Genomic DNA, 20473 nt, shown 5'->3' on the forward strand with positions numbered 1-20473 from the left:
GAAGGAGCCGACCGGCGATGACCCCGACCACCGACCAGCCCGCCGACCTCCCCTACGGCACCCCCCGAACCCCCCGTGTCGCCGTCCGCGGCGAAGCCCACCTCGAAGTCGACCCCGAGATCGCCCGCATCGGCATCACCGTCACCGCCCGGGGCACCGACCGCCGCACCGCCCTCGACGACCTCACCCGCCGCAACACCACCGTCCTGGACCTCATCAAGACCTACGGCGACACCGTCGAGAACCTCCAGACCGGAACGTTCTCCATCACCCCCCAACTCACCCGCCACGGCCGCACCGAACGCGTCCGCGCCTACCACGGCACCGTCCACATCACCGCCGAACTCACCGACTTCACCGCCCTCGGCGAACTCACCACCCGCCTCGCCGACCTCGAACTCACCCAGGTCGACGGCCCCTGGTGGGCCCTGCGCCCCGACTCACCCGCCCACACCCTGGCCCGCCGCCAAGCCGTCCGCGAAGCCGTCCAGCGCGCCCGCGAATACGCCGACGCCCTCGGCACCCACCTCGCCGCCCTCGTCGAACTCGCCGACATCGGCACCGACGACACCACCCCCTTCTTCCCGCCCGCCCCCCGCGGAGCCGTCCGCTCCTTCGCCGGCACCGCCGCCCCCGAACAGGACGCCGCGCCCCTCGACCTCGAACCCCAGCGCCAGACCGTCACGGCACGGGTCGACGCCCGCTTCACCATGCACCCGCCCCAGCTCTGACACCCCCGGCTCCGCTCATCGGAGCAGCGCCCCGCACACATTCAACACTTGTCAAGAGGGCTTCATCGAAAGGTCGTTGAGTAGTCACGCAGGACCAAATCCCTACCGACCGGTAAGCCGTAGGGTCGACCCATGCGCCGAGCCAAAATCGTCTGCACCCTGGGCCCAGCCACCGACACATACGACCAGATCAAGACCCTGGTCGAAGCCGGAATGGACGTCGCCCGCTTCAACCTCAGCCACGGCGGCTACGCCGACCACGAGGAGCGCTACCAGCACGTACGCAAAGCCTCCGACGAAACCGGCCGCAGCGTCGGCATCCTCGCCGACCTTCAAGGCCCGAAGATCCGCCTCGGACGCTTCCGCGAAGGCCCCGTACTCCTTGAACGCGGCGACCACTTCACCATCACCGTCGAACCCGGCGTCCAGGGCGACCGCCACACCTGCGGCACCACCTACGCAGGCCTCGCCGCCGACGTCACCCCCGGCGAACGCATCCTCGTCGACGACGGCCGCGTCACCCTCGAAGTCACCTCGGTCGACGGCCCCCGCGTCCACACCACCGTCGTCGAGGGCGGCATGGTCTCCGACAACAAGGGCCTCAACCTCCCCGGCGTCGCCGTCTCCGTCCCCGCCCTCTCCGACAAGGACGTCGAAGACCTCCGCTGGGCACTGCGCACCGGCGCCGACATCATCGCCCTCTCCTTCGTACGCAGCGGACGCGACATCGAGGACGTCCACCGCGTCATGGACGAGGAAGGCCGCCGCGTACCCGTCATCGCCAAGATCGAGAAGCCGCAGGCCGTCGACAACATCGACGACATCGTCGCCGCCTTCGACGGCATCATGGTCGCCCGCGGCGACCTCGGCGTCGAAATGCCCCTCGAACAGGTCCCCATCGTCCAGAAGCGGGCCATCAAACTCGCCAAGCGCAACGCCAAGCCGGTCATCGTCGCCACCCAGATGCTCGACTCGATGATCGACAACTCCCGCCCCACCCGCGCCGAGGCCAGCGACGTCGCCAACGCCGTCATCGACGGCACCGACGCCGTCATGCTCTCCGGCGAGACCAGCGTCGGCCGCTACCCCGTGGAGACCGTGCGCACCATGAGCCGCATCGTCGAAGCGGCCGAGGAGGACGTCCTCGCCAAGGGCCTGCCACCCCTCACCGAACGCAACAAGCCCCGCACCCAGGGCGGCGCCGTCGCCCGCGCCGCCGCCGAAATGGGCGACTTCCTCGGCGCCAAGTACCTCGTCGCCTTCACCCAGTCCGGCGACACCGTCCGCCGCCTCTCCCGCTACCGCTCCCCGATCCCGCTCCTGGCCTTCACCCCCGACCCGGCCACCCGCTCCCAGCTCAACCTCACCTGGGGCGTCGAGACCTTCCTCGGGCCGCATGTCGAGTCCACGGACGCCATGGTCGCCCAGGTGGACGAACACCTCCTGGAGATCGGCCGCTGCCGCAAGGGCGACGTCGTGATCATCACCGCCGGCTCCCCGCCGGGCGTCTCCGGCTCCACCAACCTCGTGCGCGTCCACCACATCGGCGAACCCCTGGCGTGACCGCGTAACCCCCTCAGTACTTCGGCCCGACGTGCGCGTCCATCAACCCCACGGACGCGCGTCGGGCGACCGAGATGTTGTACGGGTCCCCGCCCCGCGCGCAGAGCGTCCACCGGACCCCGAGCATGTCCAGGGTGTCGGTGTACAGCCGCCGGATGTCGTCCGACACGTTGGTGAAGAAGTACCGCGGATACTCGTACCGCTTCCGCTCCCCGCCCACGAGGCGGGTGGTCCAGTTGGCGATCCGGCACCCGTCGGAATGGATGAGCCCCCGGACGAACTCCCAGGGGTGCTCGTCGACGATCTCCTGCTGCCACTCTTCGAGGACGATGCGGCGCTCGTGCTTCTTGCCGGGGCCGTGCTGGGGGAAGAGGCACTCGAGGTGTTTCGAGTAGACCTTGACGTTGCGACATCCGGTGCGGCGCACTCGGCACACCGCATTGCCGGGGAACACGGCGCGCATGGCCTCCTCGCAGGCGTCCATCACCCCGGGCCAGCCTTCTGTGCAGGTGATCATGAGGTTCGGCACGCGGTGCGCGGAGTAGTGGCTGATGTGCCCGTCCCCGAGATACAGGCCCAGAAGATACGAGTAGGCGGCTCGGTCGAGGTTCCGGCCGTCGCACCGGGGGCATTCCGGATCGTGCCTACCTGGGCACTCCCCGCGCTTGGACCGGTCGACGTGGAGCCAGTACGCGACCGTCCCGGGGGGCACGTCGAGGAGCCGGGCAACGTCCGCGTTCCGCGCGCCGCCACGAAGGAGAGTGAGGGCCTTCTGTCGCACAGCTGTGCCGTGGAAGTTCATACGGCAACTGTGAGTGAGTGATCGCTACGGCGAGCAGCAAAAAGCGGATGTTCACGAGAAGGTGAGCATCCGCTTCATGGGTGGTGCCGGGTATGGGATTCGAACCCACACGTCCTTACGGACAGAGGTGTTTGAGACCTCCGCGTCAGCCAGTTGCGCCAACCCGGCCACAAGACTGTGAGCAGCATACCGTGTGCGTGTCCCCTCCCCTCAATAGGTAGGCTCATGGGGAGCTGTACCTGCCTTGGAACGAGGAGCCAAAGTGACCGCCCCCGAGTCGCCCCAGCCCGACGCCACCGACGACGACACGTCGCACGTCCCGCCGATGACGACCCGTGTCGTCATCGCCGAGGACGAGGCCCTCATCCGCCTCGACCTCAAAGAGATGCTCGAGGAAGAGGGCTACTCGGTGGTCGGCGAGGCCGGTGACGGTGAGCGTGCCGTCGAGCTGGCCCGGGAGCACCGGCCCGACCTGGTGATCCTGGACGTGAAGATGCCCGTCCTGGACGGGATCTCGGCCGCCGAGAGGATCGCGGGCGAGTCCATCGCGCCCGTGCTGATGCTGACCGCGTTCTCGCAGCGGGACCTGGTCGAGCGGGCGCGGGACGCCGGGGCCATGGCGTATCTGGTGAAGCCGTTCAGCAAGAGCGACGTGGTGCCGGCCATCGAGATGGCGGTGTCGCGGTTCGCGGAGCTGAAGGCGCTGGAGAAGGAGGTCGCGGACCTCTCGCAGCGGCTGGAGACGCGGAAGCTGGTGGACCGGGCGAAGAGCATCCTCCAGACGCAGTACGGGCTGTCGGAGCCGGCGGCGTTCCGGTGGATCCAGAAGACGTCGATGGACCGGCGGATGTCGATGCAGCAGGTGGCGGAGGCGGTCATCGAGGACGCCGAGGAGAAGAAGGCCGCGAAGGGGCAGTAGCGCATAGACGCGTATGCACGAGGAGGGCCCACCCGTCACCGGGTGGGCCCTCTTCGTGTGCGTCCGTCGGTCCGGTCAGTCCTCGCCGAGGTAGGCCTTGCGGACGGACTCGTCGTGCAGGAGGTCCCGTCCGGAGCCGGAGAGGACGATCTTGCCGATCTCCATCACGTGGGCCTGGTCGGCGAGCGAGAGCGCGGCCTGGGCGTTCTGCTCGACGAGCAGGATGGTGGTGCCCTGGGCCTTGAGCTCGGCGATGGTGGCCATGATCTTCTGCATCATGATCGGGGAGAGGCCCATGGAGGGCTCGTCGAGCATGAGCAGCTTGGGCTGGGACATCAGGGCGCGTCCCATGGCGAGCATCTGCTGCTCACCGCCCGAGAGGGTGCCGGCGGCCTGCTTGCGGCGTTCCCCGAGGATGGGGAAGAGGTCGTAGGCGCGCTGGATGTCCTTCTCGATGCCCGTCCGGTCGCTGCGGAGGAAGGCGCCGAGGCGGAGGTTGTCCTCGATCGTCATGCGGGGGAAGATGTGCCGCCCCTCGGGGGAGTGGGCCAGCCCGAAGGAGACGATCTTGTGGGCGGGGTACTTCCGCAGCGGCTTGCCGTCGAACTTGACCTGGCCACCGACCGGCTTGAGCAGCCCGGAGAGGGTGCGCAGGGTGGTGGTCTTGCCGGCGCCGTTGGTGCCGATGAGGGTGACGACTTCGCCTGCGTCGACGGTGAAGGAGATGCCCTTGACGGCTTCGATCTTGCCGTAGGCGACGCGCAGGTCCTCGACTTCGAGCAGGGCGGTCATGAGTCGTTCTCCTTGCCGGAACCCGAGGCGCCCGAGGCTTCGGCGGCGGTGGTCGGGGCGGTGGTGCGGTCGGTGTCGCCGTCGCCGTCGGTGTCGCCGGGGGTGGCGGTGGCGTCCGGGGCGTCGGCGTCCGGGGCGGTGTCCGAGGCGTCGGTCTCGGCGTCGGCCTCGTCGGCGTCGGTCTCGGCGTCCGTCTCGGCGTCGGCCTCGGCCTCTTCGGCGTCGGCGTCGGCGTCCGAAGCGGCTTCCGGTTCGGCTGCCGGTTCGGCTGCCGGTTCGGCGTCCTCGTCGGCGTCCGTCCCGTCGTCGGCGGCCTGCTCGGCGGCCTGCTCGGCGGCGGCGACCTCGGCCGCCTCCGCTTCGCCGGGTTCGCCCTCGAAGGGCTCGCCGAGGTAGGCGGCGATGACGCGCTCGTCGCGCTGGACGGTGGGGCCGTCGCCCTCGATGAGCTTCTCGCCCTGGACGAGCACGGCGACGCGGTCGCAGAGGTTCATGATGAACCGCATGTCGTGCTCGATGACGAGGACGGCGATGCCCATGTCCCGGATGGCGAAGACCAGTTCCTCGGTGGCGCGGGTCTCCTGCGGGTTCATGCCGGCGGTGGGCTCGTCGAGGAGCAGCAGGCCGGGCTCGCTGGCGAGTGCGCGGGCGATTTCGAGCTTGCGCTGCTCGCCGTAGGGGAGGTTGCGTGCGAGGTGGTCGGCCTTGGCGCCGAGGCCGACGAACTCGAGGAGTTCGGTGGCGCGGGCGCGGGAGGCGGCTTCGGCCTTGTGGAAGCCGGGGCCGCGGAGGAGGGCGGACCAGAGGCCTTCCTTGGTGCGGGTGTGACGGCCGACGAGGACGTTCTCCAGCACGGTCATGTTGCTGAAGAGCCGGATGTTCTGGAACGTCCGGGCGATGCCGGCCGCGGTCACCTTGAAGGACTTCGGGGGCAGGACCTGGCCCTTGTACCGGACTTCTCCCTCGGTGGGGATGTAGAGGCCGGTGAGGCAGTTGAAGAAGGTGGTCTTGCCGGCACCGTTGGGGCCGATGAGGCCGACGATCTCACCGCTCTTGACGGTGAGGTCGACCGAGCGGACGGCGGTGAGGCCGCCGAAGCGCATGGTGACACCGCGGGCGTCGAGGACGGTCTCGCCGGCTGCCGGGGCCTTGGCCGTGGTGGCCGTCGTGGTGGTGGTCATGTTCAGGCACCTGCCTTGGTGAGGGTGGCGGGCGCTTCCTCGTTCTCGTGGAATTCGAGCTGACGGCGGCGGTTGGGGATCATTCCCTCGGGGCGGAAGCGCATCAGCAGGACGAGCGCGACGCCGAAGGCGAAGAGCTGGTAGTCGCCGAGGAACTGCAGCTTGTTGGGGATGAGGAAGAGCAGCGCGCCGCCGACGAGCGGTCCGCTGATGGTGCCCATGCCGCCGAGGACGACGGCGGCCAGCAGGAAGGCCGAGTTGGGCGGGACCACGTGGGCGAACTGGTACTGCTCGGGGGTGACGGTGTAGGTGACGTGGGCCTGGACGGCGCCGGCGAGGCCGGCCAGGGTGGCGCCGAGGGCGAAGGCGACGAGCTTGACGCGGAAGCCGTTGATGCCCATGGCGAGCGCGGCGGTCTCGTCCTCGCGGATGGCGATCCAGGCGCGGCCGATGCGCGATTCGGAGCTGCGGCGGAAGACCACGACCACGATCAGCGTGACCAGCAGCATCAGGAAGAAGTAGTTCGCGAACCGGCCGATGGTGAAGCCGCCGATGCTGTGCACGGCACCGAAGTCGAAGCCGAACATGTTGAGGTTCGGGATCGAGGAGATGCCGTTGGAGCCGTTGGTGACGTCGGGGCCGGAGGTGCCGTCGAGGTTGAGGACGGTGATGCGGAAGATCTCACCGAAGCCGAGGGTGACGATGGCGAGGTAGTCGCCGCGCAGCCGGAGCGTCGGGGCGCCGATGAGGACGCCGAAGATCATGGAGACCGTCGCGCCGACGAGGATGGCCGCCCAGAAGGGGAGGTGCACGTCGTAGGGCGAGGAGGGGGAGCCGGAGACCATGGCCGCGGCGTAGGCGCCGACGCCGAGGAAGGCGACGTAACCGAGGTCGAGGAGGCCGGCGAGGCCGACGACGATGTTCAGGCCGAGGGCGACGGTGGCGAAGATGAGGATGTTGACGCCGATGGTGGCGTACTGGTCGTCGCTCTGGGTGAAGGGGAAGGCCGCGGCGGCGACGAAGGCGCCGATCATGGCCACGTTGCGGTGCCGTGCGGTGAGCGCGGAGACGCGGGCGATCAGGCCGGCCTTGTTGAGGGCGGCGAAGCCGAAGGCGGCGGTGATCAGGAAGCCGAGGAAGAGTTCGTCGTACTCGGTGCCGATGCCGTAGGTGAAGACGGTGAGGCCGAGGGCGAGTACGGCGGTGATGATCAGGATCTCGACGTAGCCGGGGAGCTTGCGGGCCGGGGTGACCGGCCCGGTGGCGAGGGCGGCCTTGATGGTGGCCCACTGGTTGCCGGCGCGGTGCTTGAGCTGGTCCCAGCCGGTGTCCTCCGGGTCGGCGGGCAGTAGCTGCGGCCGGTCGAAGGGGAGGGCCAGGGCGCCGACGAGGGCGGCGAGCGTGGCGAGGGCCGCGACGAAGCCGCCGGGTTCGAGGTTGATCAGGCCGCCGAGCTGGACGCTGATGGCGATGACCGTGTACCAGGCGGTGGCGAAGGCGGCCAGGGCGGCCAGCTTGATGGCCGAGTCGGCGCCGGCGGGGACGAGCCAGCGGGTGCCCTTGATCCCGTAGGAGGCGAGTCCGAAGAGGGCGGTCAGGGCGCCGCCGATGAGGACGAGCCACTGGAGGCCGCCGGGGTAGCCGTAGACCGTGAGGTCTCCGGGGAAGGCGGGGGTCCAGGTCCAGGCCAGGAACGCGGAGACGACGGTGAGCGCGCCGCCTGCGGTGGCGGTGGCCCGCGCGATGTGCGGGGGCAGGGCGATGAGCCCGGTGCGCTCGGCGGTCGTGGTGGTGTGCGGGGTGTCCGCGGTGGTGGTCTGTGTGGTCATGGTGGTGTCACGCCCTGTCCGCGACGCGCTCGCCCAGGAGGCCCTGGGGCCGGAAGAGGAGCACGAGGATGAGGAGTACGAACGCCCAGACGTCGGCCCAGGACTGGCCGCCGAGCTGCTGCATGCCGGGGATGTCGGCGATGAAGGCGGTGGCGAGGGTCTCGGCGAGGCCGAGGGCGAGGCCACCGATCATGGCGCCGTAGATGTTGCCGATGCCGCCGAGGACGGCCGCGGTGAACGCCTTGAGGCCGAGGATGAAGCCCATGCGGAAGTTGACCTCGCCGTACTTGAGGCCGTAGGCGACGGCTCCGATGGCGGCGAAGGCGGCTCCGAGGGCGAACGCGACCACGATGATGCGGTCGGTGTTGATGCCCATGAGCTTGGCGGTGTCGGGGTCCTGGGCGGTGGCCTGCATGCCGCGTCCGGTCCGGGTCTTCATGACGAAGTAGCCGAGGACCGCCATGGAGAGGGGGGCGGCCGTCAGGAGGAAGACGTCACCGGTCTGGATGGTGATGCTGCCGAGGTGGAAGGGGCCGCCGGGTATCTCCGGGAAGGTGAGGGAGGAGGTGGCTCCGGGGTACCAGGCCCACACGGCCTGCTGGAGGGCCAGCGAGATGCCGATGGCGGTGATGAGGGGGGCCAGGCGTGGCCCCCCGCGGAGGGGCCGGTAGGCGAATCGTTCGGTTCCGACCGCGATGGTGACGGCGACGATGATCGCGCCGATGATCATGAGTGGCAGGGCGAGCCACATGGTGGTGCCGCCGGGGAGTATCAGCCAGACCGTGAGTGCGCCGAAGCCACCGGTCATGAAGATCTCGCCGTGGGCGAAGTTGATGAGCTGGACGATGCCGTAGACCATCGTGTAGCCAATGGCGACCAGCCCGTACATCGATCCGAGTAGCAGGCCGTTGACCAGCTGTTGCGGCAGTTCGTTCACCGCAGGTCCTCCGAAGTCTTTCGCCGGATGTGACACCGCGCGGGGCGCTTTGTGCAGCGTCCCGCGCGGCCAGGGATGTGATGCGGAGTCGTGATCAGCCGGTGTAGGTGCCGGACTTCACGGGCTTCCAGGCGCCGCCCTCGTAGCGGTAGACGGTGAGCTGCTTGTTGGTCGCGTCACCGAACTCGTCGAAGGAGACCTTGCCGGTGACACCCTCGAAGGAGACGCCCTTCATGGCCTCGAGGACCTTGGTGCGGGCGTCGGAGGGCAGCTTGCCGCCGTTGTCGTCGACGACCTTCTTGACGGCCTCGATGATCGACCAGGCGGAGTCGTAGGAGTAGCCGCCGTAGGCCTCGAAGGCCTCCTTGTAGCCGGCCTTCTTGTAGTTGTCGACGAACTCCTTGGCCGAGGGGAGGGTCTCGACCGGCGCGCCGACGGAGGTGGCGAGGTCGCCCGCGCCCTCCTTGCCGGACAGCTTGATGAACTCGGCGCTGTAGATGCCGTCGCCGCCGACGAGCGGGATCTTGGCGCCGGAGGCCTTGATCTGCTTGCTCAGCGGGCCGGCGGCCGGGTACTCGCCGCCGTAGTAGACGACGTCGGCCCCCGAGTTCTTGATCTTGGTGACGACCGCGGAGAAGTCCTTGGTGTCGGGGTTGACGTGGTCCTCGCCGGCGACGGTGCCGCCCAGCTTGGTGAACTCGGCCTTGAAGGTGGCGGCCAGACCGGCGCCGTAGGTCTTCTTGTCGTCGACCAGGAAGACCTTCTTCTTCTTGGCGTCCTTGAAGAGGTACTGCGCCGCGAAGGGGCCCTGGATGGCGTCCGTGGTCGCGGTGCGGAAGTAGGAGGCGTAGGGCCGCTTCTTCGTGCCGCCGTTCCAGTCCTGGCCCTGGGTGAGGGCCGGGTTGGTGTTGGCGGGGGAGACCTGGACGAGCTTGGCGTCGTCGAAGACCTTCTGCATGGACTCGGCCACGGAGGAGTTCAGCGGGCCGACCACGCCGAGGACGTTCTTGTCGGCGACCAGCTTGGTGGCGTTCTGCTGGCCCGAGGAGGGCTGTGCCTGGTCGTCGAGCGCCTCGATCTTGAAGGTGACGCCGTCGACGTACTTCTTCTCGTTCGCCTGCTTGGCGGCGAGGTCCACCGAGTTCTTGATACCGAGGCCCAGGGCGGAGAGGTCGCCGGTCAGCGGCGCGTCCACGCCGATGACGACGGTGGTGCCGCCACCTCCGGCGGAGTCCCCACCCTTGTCGTCGCGCGAGCCACAGGCGGTGAGGGACAGTGCTCCGGTCGTGAGCACTGCGGTGAGTATGAGCAACGAACGCTGTCGCACGAAGGGGTCCTTTCCCTGGCGCGGTCTCCTCGGGTCGAGGAGCCGTGTCGAGCGCCGGGCCGTACATGGAGTGGTACAGCCGTGCAGTTGACGCGCCCGGCGGCGCGGTGACTGGCCGTGACTCTAGGCGCAGCCGGGGCGGCTCGGGGAGCGCCATCGGCAGGATGTGACTCTCTTGTTATGCCGTGGCCAAACGTTTGTATGCGTGGCGCCTACACGCGTCGGCGATGATCCGGCGTTCCTCTCACATGTCGAGAACGCCCAGTTCCGCTAAGGGGCTTGGGTCGATCTTGGTGCTTACGGGCGGCTCGGTCGCCGACGCTCCGCGAGGGGGGTGGGCACGCCCTCCGGGGCGCCCGGAGCCCCTCCCGAAGCATGATCATCCACCCTGCCGTATGTTACGCAGAGTGACGAACGGCCCGGGGGTCTCCGGGTCACTGCCAGGGGTGGCCGGTGGGTCCGCCGCTCCGGTAGCGCTCCTCGCACCGCCGCTCCGTCGCCTCGCGCACGACCCTCTCGGCGCCCGCCGCGCCGGTGCGTCCGAGCTCCTCGCGGGCCTCCGCGACGACCGCCTTGAGGATCTCGTTCTGACCGCCGGAGAGACCCTTCTGCATGAAGTCCCCCTTCGCGCGCCCGGCCAGCTCTTCACGTGCCCAGTGTCCGATGAGGGAGACACAGAGTCCGATAGGTGAAGTGGTGTACGGCGCGGGTGAGTTGGGGCGGGCGTCGGTTCGCGGCCCCGAGGCGCAGCCGGCGAGCAGGGCGGCGCACAAGAGCAGCGTGAGCGGCCGTGCGTGGCGTCGGTCGCGGCGTGGTGCACCGGGCGTCATGGGGAAGACGGTACGGCTCGGCCGGGCCTCCGGCCAGGGGTGGGAAAGGTCAACTGTGCGTGAGCATCGGGGGGTTGGGCGGTTCCGGTGGGAGGGGTGGGTGGAGCGTGGAGTATGTGTGCGGTTCCGGTGGCCGCCGCGCGGGTCCCTGATGCCGGTGGCGGTCGGTTTGTCGCGATCGGCCGGATTGCTCGGGCCGGCCGCGGTGGCGTCTCCGGTGTGCGGGGCGGCGGTGCCGGACCGGTTCCGGTGGGGGTGATGGAGGCGGTCGCCGTGGGCGGGCCACCGGTCCGGTGGCCGGGCGCCGGGGCGGCGGCGGCCGCGCGGCGGGGCTTCCGGCGGGTGCCGGCCGACGGCGGGCGGGCCGGGGAACGGCGACGGACAGCGACGGAGGCGGCGGGCGCCGCAGTGGGCCGCCGCGGGTCCCGCGGCCTGCGGAAACCCCCCTCCGGGGAGGTCGGCGAGGGGCCGGTCCGGGGGTCCTCGCGGGCCCTCCGCACGTGAGGTCGGGCAGCCGGCGAAGGGGCTGGGAGGTAAGGGGCTCCGGGGGCCTGCGGGTCTGTTCCCCCGGGTGGGATCAATGCCCGGTGCGGCCCGATCCGCCTGATGACGCCGATTTGAAGAGTGTCCAAGGGGTGGACACTTTCCGGCGTCCGCGCGGCGGATCGGCGACGTTCACGCCGGCCGATGACGCCCGCGCGGAGTCCGGACCCGCGGGTGGGCGCACCTGCCGGAGGGGACCGGGCGGGGTGGACGGGCGCGCGGGCGGCACGCCGAGGGCCGACCGGGGGTGCTCCGCCGGTCGGCCCTGGGTGCGAGTGGCGCGGGGGTCAGCCCGTGGTGCCGGGGGCGGCCGCCCCCGGGACGTTGTCCGCGTCCTTGGGGGAGACGTCGCGCAGCAGGCAGGTCAGGCGGGCGGTGCAGACCCGCTTGTCCTGCTCGTCGGTGATGACGATCTCGTACGTGGCGGTGGAGCGCCCGCGGTGGACGGGGGTGGCCACGCCGGTCACCAGCCCGCTGCGGACACCGCGGTGGTGCGTGCAGTTCAGGTCGACGCCCACGGCGATCTTGGAGACGCCGCCGTGCAGCATGGAGCCGATCGAGCCGAGGGTCTCGGCCAGCACGGCGGAGGCGCCGCCGTGCAGCAGCCCGTACGGCTGGGTGTTGCCCTCGACCGGCATGGTGCCGACGACCCGGTCGGCGGACGCCTCGCGGATCTGGACGCCCATGCGGTTGCCGAGGTGCCCCGCGGAGAAGAGGGCGGGCAGGTCGACACCGAGCGAGGCGTACTCGTCGATGACCTCCTGCGGGAACTTCACCTGTGTCTGCTCGCCCATGGGGCCCGGCTCCGATCGTCGTGCGGTCATGTCCCTGGTCCGTTGCCGCCTAAGCAAACGCTCAGGCGGAGGGTGATTGTTCCAGACGGACGACGACGGACTTGCTGGCGGGGGTGTTGCTGACGTCGGCGGTCGAGTCCAGCGGTACGAGGACGTTGGTCTCCGGGTAGTAGGCCGCCGCGCAGCCGCGGGCCGTGGGGTAGTGGACGACCCGGAATCCGGGCGCCCGGCGCTCCACCCCGTCCCGCCACTCGCTGACCAGGTCGGCGTACGCCCCGTCGGCCAGGCCCAGCGCGAGGGCGTCCTCGGGGTGGACCAGGACGACCCGGCGGCCGCCCTTGATGCCCCGGTAGCGGTCGTCCAGGCCGTAGATCGTGGTGTTGTACTGGTCGTGCGAGCGCAGCGTCTGGAGCAGCAGCCGGCCCTCGGGGACCCGGGGGTACTCCACGGGCGCGGCCGTGAAGTTCGCCTTGCCGGTCTTCGTGGGGAAGCGGCGCTCGTCGCGCGGGGCGTGCGGCAGGGCGAAGCCGCCGGGGTTCGCCGCGAGCCTGGCGTTGAAGTCCTCGAAGCCGGGCACCACGCGCGCGATGCGGTCCCGGATCGTGGCGTAGTCCCGTTCGAACTCCTCCCACGGCGTGGCCGACGCCGCTCCCAGCACCGCCCGCGCCATGCGCGCCACGATCGCCGGCTCGGACAGCAGGTGCGGGCTCGCCGGGGGCAGGTTGCCCCGGGAGGCGTGCACCAGGCCCATCGAGTCCTCGACGGTGACGAACTGCCTGCCGCTCTTCTGTACGTCCTTGTCGGTGCGCCCCAGGGTGGGCAGGATCAGCGCGCGCGTGCCGGTGACCGCGTGCGACCGGTTCAGCTTGGTCGACACGTGCACCGTGAGCCGGGCGCGCCGCATGGCGGCCTCGGTGACCTCGGTGTCGGGCGTCGCGCCGACGAAGTTGCCGCCCATGGCGAAGAAGACCTTCGCCTCGCCGTCGCGCAGCGCCTGGATGGCGCGGACGACGTCGAAGCCGTGGTGCCGGGGGGAGGTGATGCCGAATTCCTTGTCGAGCGCGTCCAGGAAGCCGGCCGAAGGGCGCTCGAAGATGCCCATCGTGCGGTCGCCCTGCACGTTGGAGTGGCCGCGCACCGGGCAGACCCCGGCACCGGGGCGGCCGATGTTGCCGCGCAGCAGCAGGAAGTTGACCACCTCGCGGATGGTGGGCACGGAGTGCTTGTGCTGGGTGAGGCCCATCGCCCAGCAGACGATGGTGCGCCGCGAGGCCAGCACCATGCGCAGGGCGGTCTCGATCTCGGCGCGCTCCAGTCCCGTGGCGGCGAGGGTCTCGTCCCAGTCGGCGGCCCGGGCCGCGGCGGCGAACTCCTCGTACCCATGGGTGTGCTCGTGGACGAACTCCTCGTCGACCGCGCCGTCCGTCTCCAGGACCAGCTTGTTGAGGAGCCGGAAGAGCGCCTGGTCGCCGCCGATGCGGATCTGGAGGAACAGGTCGGTGAGCGCGGCGCCCTTGATCATGCCCTGCGGGGTCTGCGGGTTCTTGAACCGCTCCAGACCGGCCTCGGGCAGCGGGTTCACCGAGATGATCCGGGCGCCGGAGGCCTTGGCCTTCTCCAGGGCGGACAGCATCCGGGGGTGGTTGGTGCCCGGGTTCTGCCCGGCCACGATGATCAGGTCCGCGCGGTGCAGGTCCTCCAGCGAGACGCTGCCCTTGCCGATGCCGATCGTCTCCGTGAGCGCCGAGCCGGACGACTCGTGGCACATGTTGGAGCAGTCGGGAAGGTTGTTGGTGCCGAACTCGCGGGCGAAGAGCTGGAGCAGGAACGCGGCCTCGTTGCTGGTGCGGCCCGAGGTGTAGAAGAGGGCCTCGTCGGGGGAGGCGAGCGCCGTCAGCTCCTCGGCGATGATCTCGAAGGCCCGCTCCCAGCTCACCGGCTCGTACCGGTCGGCGCCCTCGGCGGCGTACACGGGGTGGGTGATGCGGCCCTGCTGGCCGAGCCAGTACCCGCTGCGGGTGGCGAGGTCCGCGAGGGGGTGGGCGGCGAAGAAGTCCGGTGTGACGCGGCGCAGCGTCGCCTCCTCGGCGACGGCCTTCGCCCCGTTCTCGCAGAATTCCGCGACGTGCCGCTTGTCGCCCTCGGGCCAGGCGCAGCCGGGGCAGTCGAAGCCGTCCTTCTGGTTGACCTTGAGGAGCGTCCGCGCGGTGCGGGCCACGCCCATCTGCGCCTGGGACATGCGGAGCGTGTGCCCGATCGCCGGGAGGCCCGCGGCGGCGTGCTGCGGCGGCGTGACCCGCGGCGCGTCCTGGACCGGGTCCCCTGCGGGCGGCTTGCTGGCCATCGCGCTCTCCCTCGAGCGGTCGTGTCCGACGGACGTCTTCGGTGTACGTCTCCGATCCTGTCACGTGGCACCGACAGCGGCGGACTCAAGGCTCGCTCGGTCGGGATTGTCAGTGCGCCGTGGCAGGATCGTCCCCGTGGTAGAGACAGCATCGAAGAAGACCGACGACAACCGTCCGCGCCTGCTCCTCATGGACGGGCACTCCCTGGCGTACCGGGCGTTCTTCGCGCTGCCCGCGGAGAACTTCACCACCGCGAGCGGCCAGACGACCAACGCCATCTACGGCTTCGCGTCGATGCTGGCGAACACGCTGCGTGACGAGTCGCCCACGCACTTCGCCGTGGCGTTCGACGTGTCCCGCAAGACCTGGCGCTCGGCGGACTTCCCCGAGTACAAGGCGAACCGCTCCAAGACCCCCGACGAGTTCAAGGGGCAGGTGGAGCTGATCGGCGAGCTGCTGGACACGATGAACGCGGACCGGTTCGCGGTCGACGGCTTCGAGGCGGACGACGTCATCGCCACCCTGGCCACCCAGGCCGAGGCGGCGGGCTTCGAGGTGCTGATCGTCACCGGCGACCGTGACTCCTTCCAGCTCGTGTCCGACCACATCACGGTGCTGTACCCCACCAAGGGCGTCTCCGAGCTGACCCGCTTCACCCCGGAGAAGGTGCAGGAGAAGTACGGGCTGACCCCGTCGCAGTACCCGGACTTCGCCGCCCTGCGCGGCGACCCGTCGGACAACCTGCCGGGCATCCCCGGTGTGGGCGAGAAGACGGCCACGAAGTGGATCAATCAGTTCGGTTCGTTCGCCGAGCTCGTGGAGCGCGCCGACGAGGTCAAGGGCAAGGTCGGACAGGCGCTGCGCGACCACCTGGAGTCGGTCAAGCTGAACCGGCACCTGACGGAGCTGGTCCGTGACGTGGAGCTGCCCAAGGGGGTCGCGGACCTGGAGCGCCGGCCGTACGACAGGACGGCGCTGAAGGGCTTCCTGGAGGTCCTGGAGATCCGCAACCCGAGCCTCCGGGACCGGCTCCTGGCGGTCGACCCGGGCGCGGCGGAGGAAGAGGCCCCCGCCCCGGCCGCCGGTGTCGAGCTGGACGGCTCGGTGCTGGGCGCCGGCGAGGTGGCGGCCTGGCTGGAGGAGCACGGCCGGCAGCCCCTCGGTGTGGCCACCGTCGCCACCTGGGCGCTGGGCGTGGGCAATGTCGCCGAGGTGGCGCTGGCCGCCGCCGACGGCAAGGCGGCCTGGTTCGACACCACCCAGCTCGACGAGTCCGACGAGAAGGCGTTCGCCGGCTGGCTCGCCGACCCGGCCCGGCCGAAGGTCGTGCACAGCGCCAAGGAGGCGCTGCGGGTCCTCCCCGAGCACGGCTGGCACCTCGAGGGCATCACCATGGACACCGCCCTCGCCGCCTACCTGGTCAAGCCGGGCCGCCGGTCCTTCGCGCTGGACGCCCTGTCCGTCGAGTACCTGCACCGCGAGCTCGCCCCGGCGGCCGCGGACGGCCAGCTCGCCTTCGGCGCCGACGAACAAGCCGAGGCCGACGCCCTGATGGCCCAGGCCCGCGCGGTCCTGGACCTGGGGGAGGCGTTCGGCGAGAAGCTGGCGGAGGTCGGTGCGACCGGCCTGCTCCACGACGTGGAGCTGCCCACCTCCCTGCTGCTCGCCCGCATGGAGCGGCACGGCATCTCCGCCGACCGCGCCCATCTGGAGGCCATGGAGCAGCAGTTCGCGGGCGCCGTCCAGCAGGCGGTCAAGGAGGCGCACGCCTCCGTCGGGCACGAGTTCAACCTCGGCTCGCCCAAGCAGCTCCAGGAAGTCCTCTTCGGCGAGCTGAACCTGCCCAAGACGAAGAAGACGAAGACCGGTTACACCACGGACGCCGACGCGCTGGCGTGGCTGGCCGCCCAGACCGAGCACGAACTGCCGGTCATCATGCTGCGCCACCGTGAGCAGGCCCGGCTGCGCTCCACGGTCGAAGGCCTGATCAAGACGATCGCGGCGGACGGCCGCATCCACACCACCTTCAGCCAGACGGTCGCCGCGACGGGCCGCCTGTCGTCCACGGACCCCAACCTCCAGAACGTCCCGGTCCGCACCGACGAGGGCCGCGCCATCCGGCACGGCTTCGTCGTCGGCGAGGGCTTCGAGTCCCTGATGACGGCCGACTACAGCCAGATCGAGCTGCGGGTCATGGCCCACCTGTCGGAGGACGAGGGCCTGATCGAGGCGTTCACCTCCGGCGAGGACCTGCACACCACCGTCGCTTCGCAGGTCTTCGGGGTGGAGCGGTCCGCCGTCGACGCCGAGATGCGCCGCAAGATCAAGGCCATGTCGTACGGCCTGGCCTACGGCCTGTCCGCCTTCGGCCTGTCCCAGCAGCTCAACATCGAGGCGGGCGAGGCGCGCGCCCTGATGGACACGTACTTCGAGCGGTTCGGCGGTGTGCGGGACTACCTGCGCCGGGTCGTCGACGAGGCGCGCGCCACCGGGTACACGGAGACGATGCTCGGCCGCCGCCGGTACCTGCCGGACCTCAACAGCGACAACCGCCAGCGCCGTGAGTCGGCCGAGCGGATGGCGCTCAACGCCCCGATCCAGGGCACGGCCGCCGACATCGTGAAGGTCGCGATGCTCAACGTCGACCGGGCGCTGCGGGAGGCGGGCCTCACCACCCGGATGCTGCTCCAGGTGCACGACGAAATCGTGCTGGAGGTGGCCCCCGGCGAGCGTGAGCGGGTCGAGGAGCTCGTCCGCCGCGAGATGTCCTCGGCGGTCGAACTGCGGGCGCCGCTGGACGTCTCGGTGGGCGTGGGCCCGGACTGGGACTCCGCCGCGCACTGAGCGGACGCGCGCCCGCCGGTGGCCCCGGTCGCACCCGGGGCCACCGGCGGCGCGCCATGCCGCTGCCGAGGGGCCGGTGCCCAGGGGCACGCGACCGAACGACGCGGCGGACGGGCGCCCGGCCCGCGGGGGGCTCACCCCTCGCGACGCAGCCGCATCCCCGCGCCGTACAGCAGCAGGCCTCCCGCCAGCCCCGCGCCCGCGCCGAAGCAGGCCGTGGGGATGATGTCGAGCGGGGTGTCGATCCGGCCCCAGTACGCGTACCACCGGGCGCACCGGTGCACGATCCCCGCCGTCACGCACGCCCCCAGCAGCACCCCCGCCAGCAGCCGCCCCCGCCGGTCCAGCACCGGCACCGACGCCGGAGCCCGCACCGCCGCCTCCGGCGGGACCCGCCGCAGCGCCCCGGCCACGAACCACACCAGCACCACCAGGGCGACGGCCGAACCGCCGTACTGCGCGTACAGGTACAGCGGGAAACCGGCCACCACCTCGCCGAGCGCCGGCAGCACCCTCGTCCCCCAGCGGTCGGCGTGCGTGAACAGGTCCCACACCACGTGCGTCGCCGCCCCGATGACGGCCGACGCGTAGAAGCGGGCCGCCAGCCCCAGCGGCGGCCGCCCGCGCCAGGACTCGCCCCGCACCAGCGCGTGCACCCTGCCCTGCCACCGCGCCGGCACCAGCGCCAGCAGCGGCTCACGCACCATCAGCCACACCGCCACCAGCGCGGCGGCGATCAGGGCGTCGACGGTCAGGATCCCCACCAGGCTGTGCGTGACGTCCCCGAAGAGCATCGCGCCCGGGACGGCGGTGTCGGCGAAATAGGTCATGTCGGGCGCGAACGACCCCATGACGAGCGCCGACGCGACGAGCGGCCCCCGTGCGGTGCCGGACCTCCGTATCCCCGGCAGTACCGCCGCGGCATGGCTGAGCGTGAAAGGCATGACCGTCCCGTCCCCCGTTGTACGTAGCTCGGATCAACGGCGCCCAGTATGCGTGACGTTCGCCCACCGGATTCCGGGCGACCCGGAGGTGACGAAAGCGTGAAAACCGGTCAGGAGGCGGTGTCCGGCGGGGCCGAGTTGACGTAGGGTCGCCTGAGTCACCGCGCTGGGGAGCGCGAAGGGCCACCGGGGAGGGACCACACGTATGGCAGGGCACATCGGCCGTCGACTGCGCAAGGGAGCCACCAGCACCGCGGTGGCGGCGGCCGCGGTGGCGGCGCTCTCCGCATCACAGGCACCCGGGGTCACGACCGCCGCGGCCGGCGGCGACGGCCAGCCGCTGACCGACGCCACGCTCCCGTCCTCCGACGGCTCGGCGACCGGCAACTCCCCGTACTACACGGACCTGCCGCCGCTGCACACCCCGGCGAAGCCCGGCGCGCCCACCACACCGGTCGTCACGGGCCCCGCCGAGGCGGGCATACCCGCGACCGTGCTCGCCGCCTACAAGCAGGCCGAGCAGCACCTCAAGACCACCGACTCCGGCTGCAACCTCCCCTGGCAGCTCCTCGCCGGCATCGGCAAGGTGGAGTCCGGCCAGGCACGCGGCGGCCGGGTCGACGCCAACGGCACGACCTTCTCGCCCATCCTCGGACCGGTCCTCAACGGCGTCGGATTCGCCGACATCTCCGACACCGACCGCGGTGCCTACGACGGGGACGCGAAGCACGACCGCGCGGTCGGCCCCATGCAGTTCATCCCCTCCACCTGGGCCACCTGGGGCCAGGACGCCAACGGTGACGGCCGCAAGGACCCGAACAACATCTACGACGCCGCCCGGGCGGCCGGCATGTACCTGTGCGCGAACGACCGCGACCTGTCGCTCAGGGCCGACCTGGACAAGGCGATCCTCAGCTACAACCGCTCGACGGAGTACCTGCGCACGGTGCTGTCCTGGTTCGAGTACTACAAGAACAACAGCCACCAGGTGCCGGACGGCACGGGCGTCCTGCCGATCGACCGCAGCGACGACGGCTCCGGCGCGATCACCACGCCGCGGCCGACCCCCTCGCCGCTCGTTCCGGTCACGCCCACCACCCCCGCGCCCACCCCGGGCCCGACCACCGGCGGCGGCACGGCCACCCCCAAGCCGACGCCGACCCCGACGCCCACGCCGACCCCGCCGGCGAAGCCGACGCCCACCCCCACCCCGACGCCCACGCCGACCCCCACCCCGACGCCCGCCGCCACCGTCGCGCGCCTCAAGGCCGCGGCCACCGCGCCGCTGACCGCCACGGCGGGCACCCGGTTCGCGGAGCGCCCCGCCGTCACGGCGCTGGACGTGTCGGGCAAGCCGGTGGCCCGGGTCGGCGTGCGCTTCGCCCTGGTCGGCGACACCGACTCCCGCTTCCCGGACGGGGCCACCGCGGTCACCGTCCTCACCGGCGCCGACGGCACCGCCACCGCGCCCGCGCTCCAGGCGGGGGAGCGGACCGGCGAGTTCACCGTCCGGGCCACCGTGGTGGGCCGCACGCTCGCCCCCGCCGACCGCACCGTGACCGTCACCGCCCGCCAGGCCGACGCCCTGACCCGGACGGACGGCAAGACGCTGACGGCCGCGCCCGGGACGGAGTTCGCGGACCAGGTCCAGGTGAAGGCGACGTACAAGGGCGCGGCCGCCTCCGGGGTCGCGCTGACCGCCACCATGGTCACGAGCGCGGACGACGCCACCACCGCGGACAAGGGCCCCTTCTTCAAGGACGCGCAAGGGAACCCGGTCCGCAGCCTGGACGGCCTGACCACCGCCGCGGACGGCACGCTCACGCTGCCGAAGATCCACGCGGACGCCGGGACCGGCACCTTCCTGCTCCGCCTCACCACCACCGGCGGAGCGACCCTGACCGTCGAACTCACGGTGGCCTGACCGGCTCCCGCGTCACGACACCGGGGCACACCACCCGGCGCGCCACCCCGCACGACCCCGCACCGCCCCGCCCCATACGGCGGGGCGGTGCCGTGTGTGCTCACCGCCCCGCCGGTGAACTGACGGAGGATCAGGCGAGGGGGCCGATCCATGCGCGCCACGCGACGC

General features: G+C 71.1%; 15 protein-coding genes and 1 tRNA gene. 5 read left to right on the forward strand and 11 right to left on the reverse strand.

Features of this window, described 5'->3' with window-relative positions; translation table 11 throughout:
• Positions 1-17: 17 nt before the first annotated feature.
• A complete protein-coding gene (locus ACF068_RS23500) occupies positions 18-731 on the forward strand; it encodes an SIMPL domain-containing protein (RefSeq protein WP_392276245.1) in 714 nt (237 codons plus the stop codon).
• Positions 732-863: 132 nt separating this feature from the next.
• The gene (gene pyk, locus ACF068_RS23505; RefSeq protein ID WP_392276246.1) at positions 864-2294 is read left to right on the forward strand and encodes a pyruvate kinase; all 1431 of its coding nucleotides are present in this window, start codon (positions 864-866) and stop codon (positions 2292-2294) included.
• Between the two features lie 13 nt (positions 2295-2307).
• On the opposite strand, the gene ACF068_RS23510 is transcribed toward pyk, so the two are convergent.
• Positions 2308-3096, reverse strand: coding sequence for a helix-turn-helix domain-containing protein (locus tag ACF068_RS23510; protein WP_392276247.1), 789 nt, complete (start codon positions 3094-3096; stop codon positions 2308-2310).
• Between the two features lie 81 nt (positions 3097-3177).
• A tRNA-Leu gene (locus ACF068_RS23515) sits at positions 3178-3264 on the reverse strand.
• A 94-nt stretch (positions 3265-3358) separates the two neighbouring features.
• Here ACF068_RS23515 and ACF068_RS23520 point away from each other — a divergent pair.
• Entirely contained in the window at positions 3359-4015 is a 657-nt protein-coding gene (locus tag ACF068_RS23520; protein ID WP_392276248.1) for an ANTAR domain-containing response regulator, read from the forward strand.
• 75 nt (positions 4016-4090) lie between these two features.
• Here ACF068_RS23520 and ACF068_RS23525 read toward each other — a convergent pair whose 3' ends face one another.
• The 8 genes from ACF068_RS23525 to ACF068_RS23560 form a co-directional block, all read right to left on the reverse strand.
• The gene (locus ACF068_RS23525; RefSeq protein ID WP_064073040.1) at positions 4091-4807 is read right to left on the reverse strand and encodes an ABC transporter ATP-binding protein; all 717 of its coding nucleotides are present in this window, start codon (positions 4805-4807) and stop codon (positions 4091-4093) included.
• Positions 4804-5988 carry an ABC transporter ATP-binding protein gene (locus ACF068_RS23530; protein ID WP_392276249.1) on the reverse strand — a complete coding sequence of 395 codons (1185 nt, stop codon included), beginning with the start codon at positions 5986-5988 and terminating at the stop codon, positions 4804-4806. Before ACF068_RS23530 ends, ACF068_RS23525 begins: the two co-directional genes overlap by 4 nt.
• A 2-nt stretch (positions 5989-5990) precedes the next feature.
• Positions 5991-7817: a branched-chain amino acid ABC transporter permease gene (locus ACF068_RS23535; RefSeq protein WP_392276250.1), complete on the reverse strand. Its 1827-nt coding sequence runs from the start codon at positions 7815-7817 to the stop codon at positions 5991-5993.
• Positions 7818-7824: 7 nt separating this feature from the next.
• Complete coding sequence (locus ACF068_RS23540; RefSeq protein WP_336318498.1) at positions 7825-8754, reverse strand: branched-chain amino acid ABC transporter permease; 930 nt, start codon at positions 8752-8754, stop codon at positions 7825-7827.
• Between the two features lie 94 nt (positions 8755-8848).
• On the reverse strand, positions 8849-10081 hold the full coding sequence (locus ACF068_RS23545; RefSeq protein WP_392276251.1) for a branched-chain amino acid ABC transporter substrate-binding protein: 1233 nt from the start codon (positions 10079-10081) through the stop codon (positions 8849-8851).
• Between the two features lie 434 nt (positions 10082-10515).
• Complete coding sequence (locus tag ACF068_RS23550; RefSeq protein ID WP_392276252.1) at positions 10516-10695, reverse strand: hypothetical protein; 180 nt, start codon at positions 10693-10695, stop codon at positions 10516-10518.
• 1046 nt (positions 10696-11741) lie between these two features.
• Positions 11742-12248 (reverse strand): PaaI family thioesterase, encoded by a 507-nt coding sequence (locus ACF068_RS23555; protein ID WP_392276423.1) that lies wholly within the window; start codon positions 12246-12248, stop codon positions 11742-11744.
• A gap of 61 nt (positions 12249-12309) precedes the next feature.
• Positions 12310-14592, reverse strand: a complete 2283-nt coding sequence (locus ACF068_RS23560; protein WP_392276253.1) for an FdhF/YdeP family oxidoreductase — start codon at positions 14590-14592, stop codon at positions 12310-12312.
• A 190-nt stretch (positions 14593-14782) separates the two neighbouring features.
• On the opposite strand from ACF068_RS23560, the gene polA reads away from it, so the two are divergent.
• Entirely contained in the window at positions 14783-17437 is a 2655-nt protein-coding gene (polA, locus tag ACF068_RS23565) for a DNA polymerase I (RefSeq protein WP_392276424.1), read from the forward strand.
• Between the two features lie 134 nt (positions 17438-17571).
• Here polA and ACF068_RS23570 read toward each other — a convergent pair whose 3' ends face one another.
• Positions 17572-18381 (reverse strand): DUF4184 family protein, encoded by an 810-nt coding sequence (locus ACF068_RS23570; RefSeq protein ID WP_392276254.1) that lies wholly within the window; start codon positions 18379-18381, stop codon positions 17572-17574.
• A gap of 205 nt (positions 18382-18586) precedes the next feature.
• Here ACF068_RS23570 and ACF068_RS23575 point away from each other — a divergent pair, with 205 nt between their 5' ends.
• Entirely contained in the window at positions 18587-20305 is a 1719-nt protein-coding gene (locus tag ACF068_RS23575; RefSeq protein ID WP_392276255.1) for a lytic transglycosylase domain-containing protein, read from the forward strand.
• The last annotated feature ends 168 nt before the right edge of the window (positions 20306-20473 follow it).

This window comes from Streptomyces sp. NPDC016309, assembly GCF_043077235.1.
Lineage (GTDB): Bacteria > Actinomycetota > Actinomycetes > Streptomycetales > Streptomycetaceae > Streptomyces.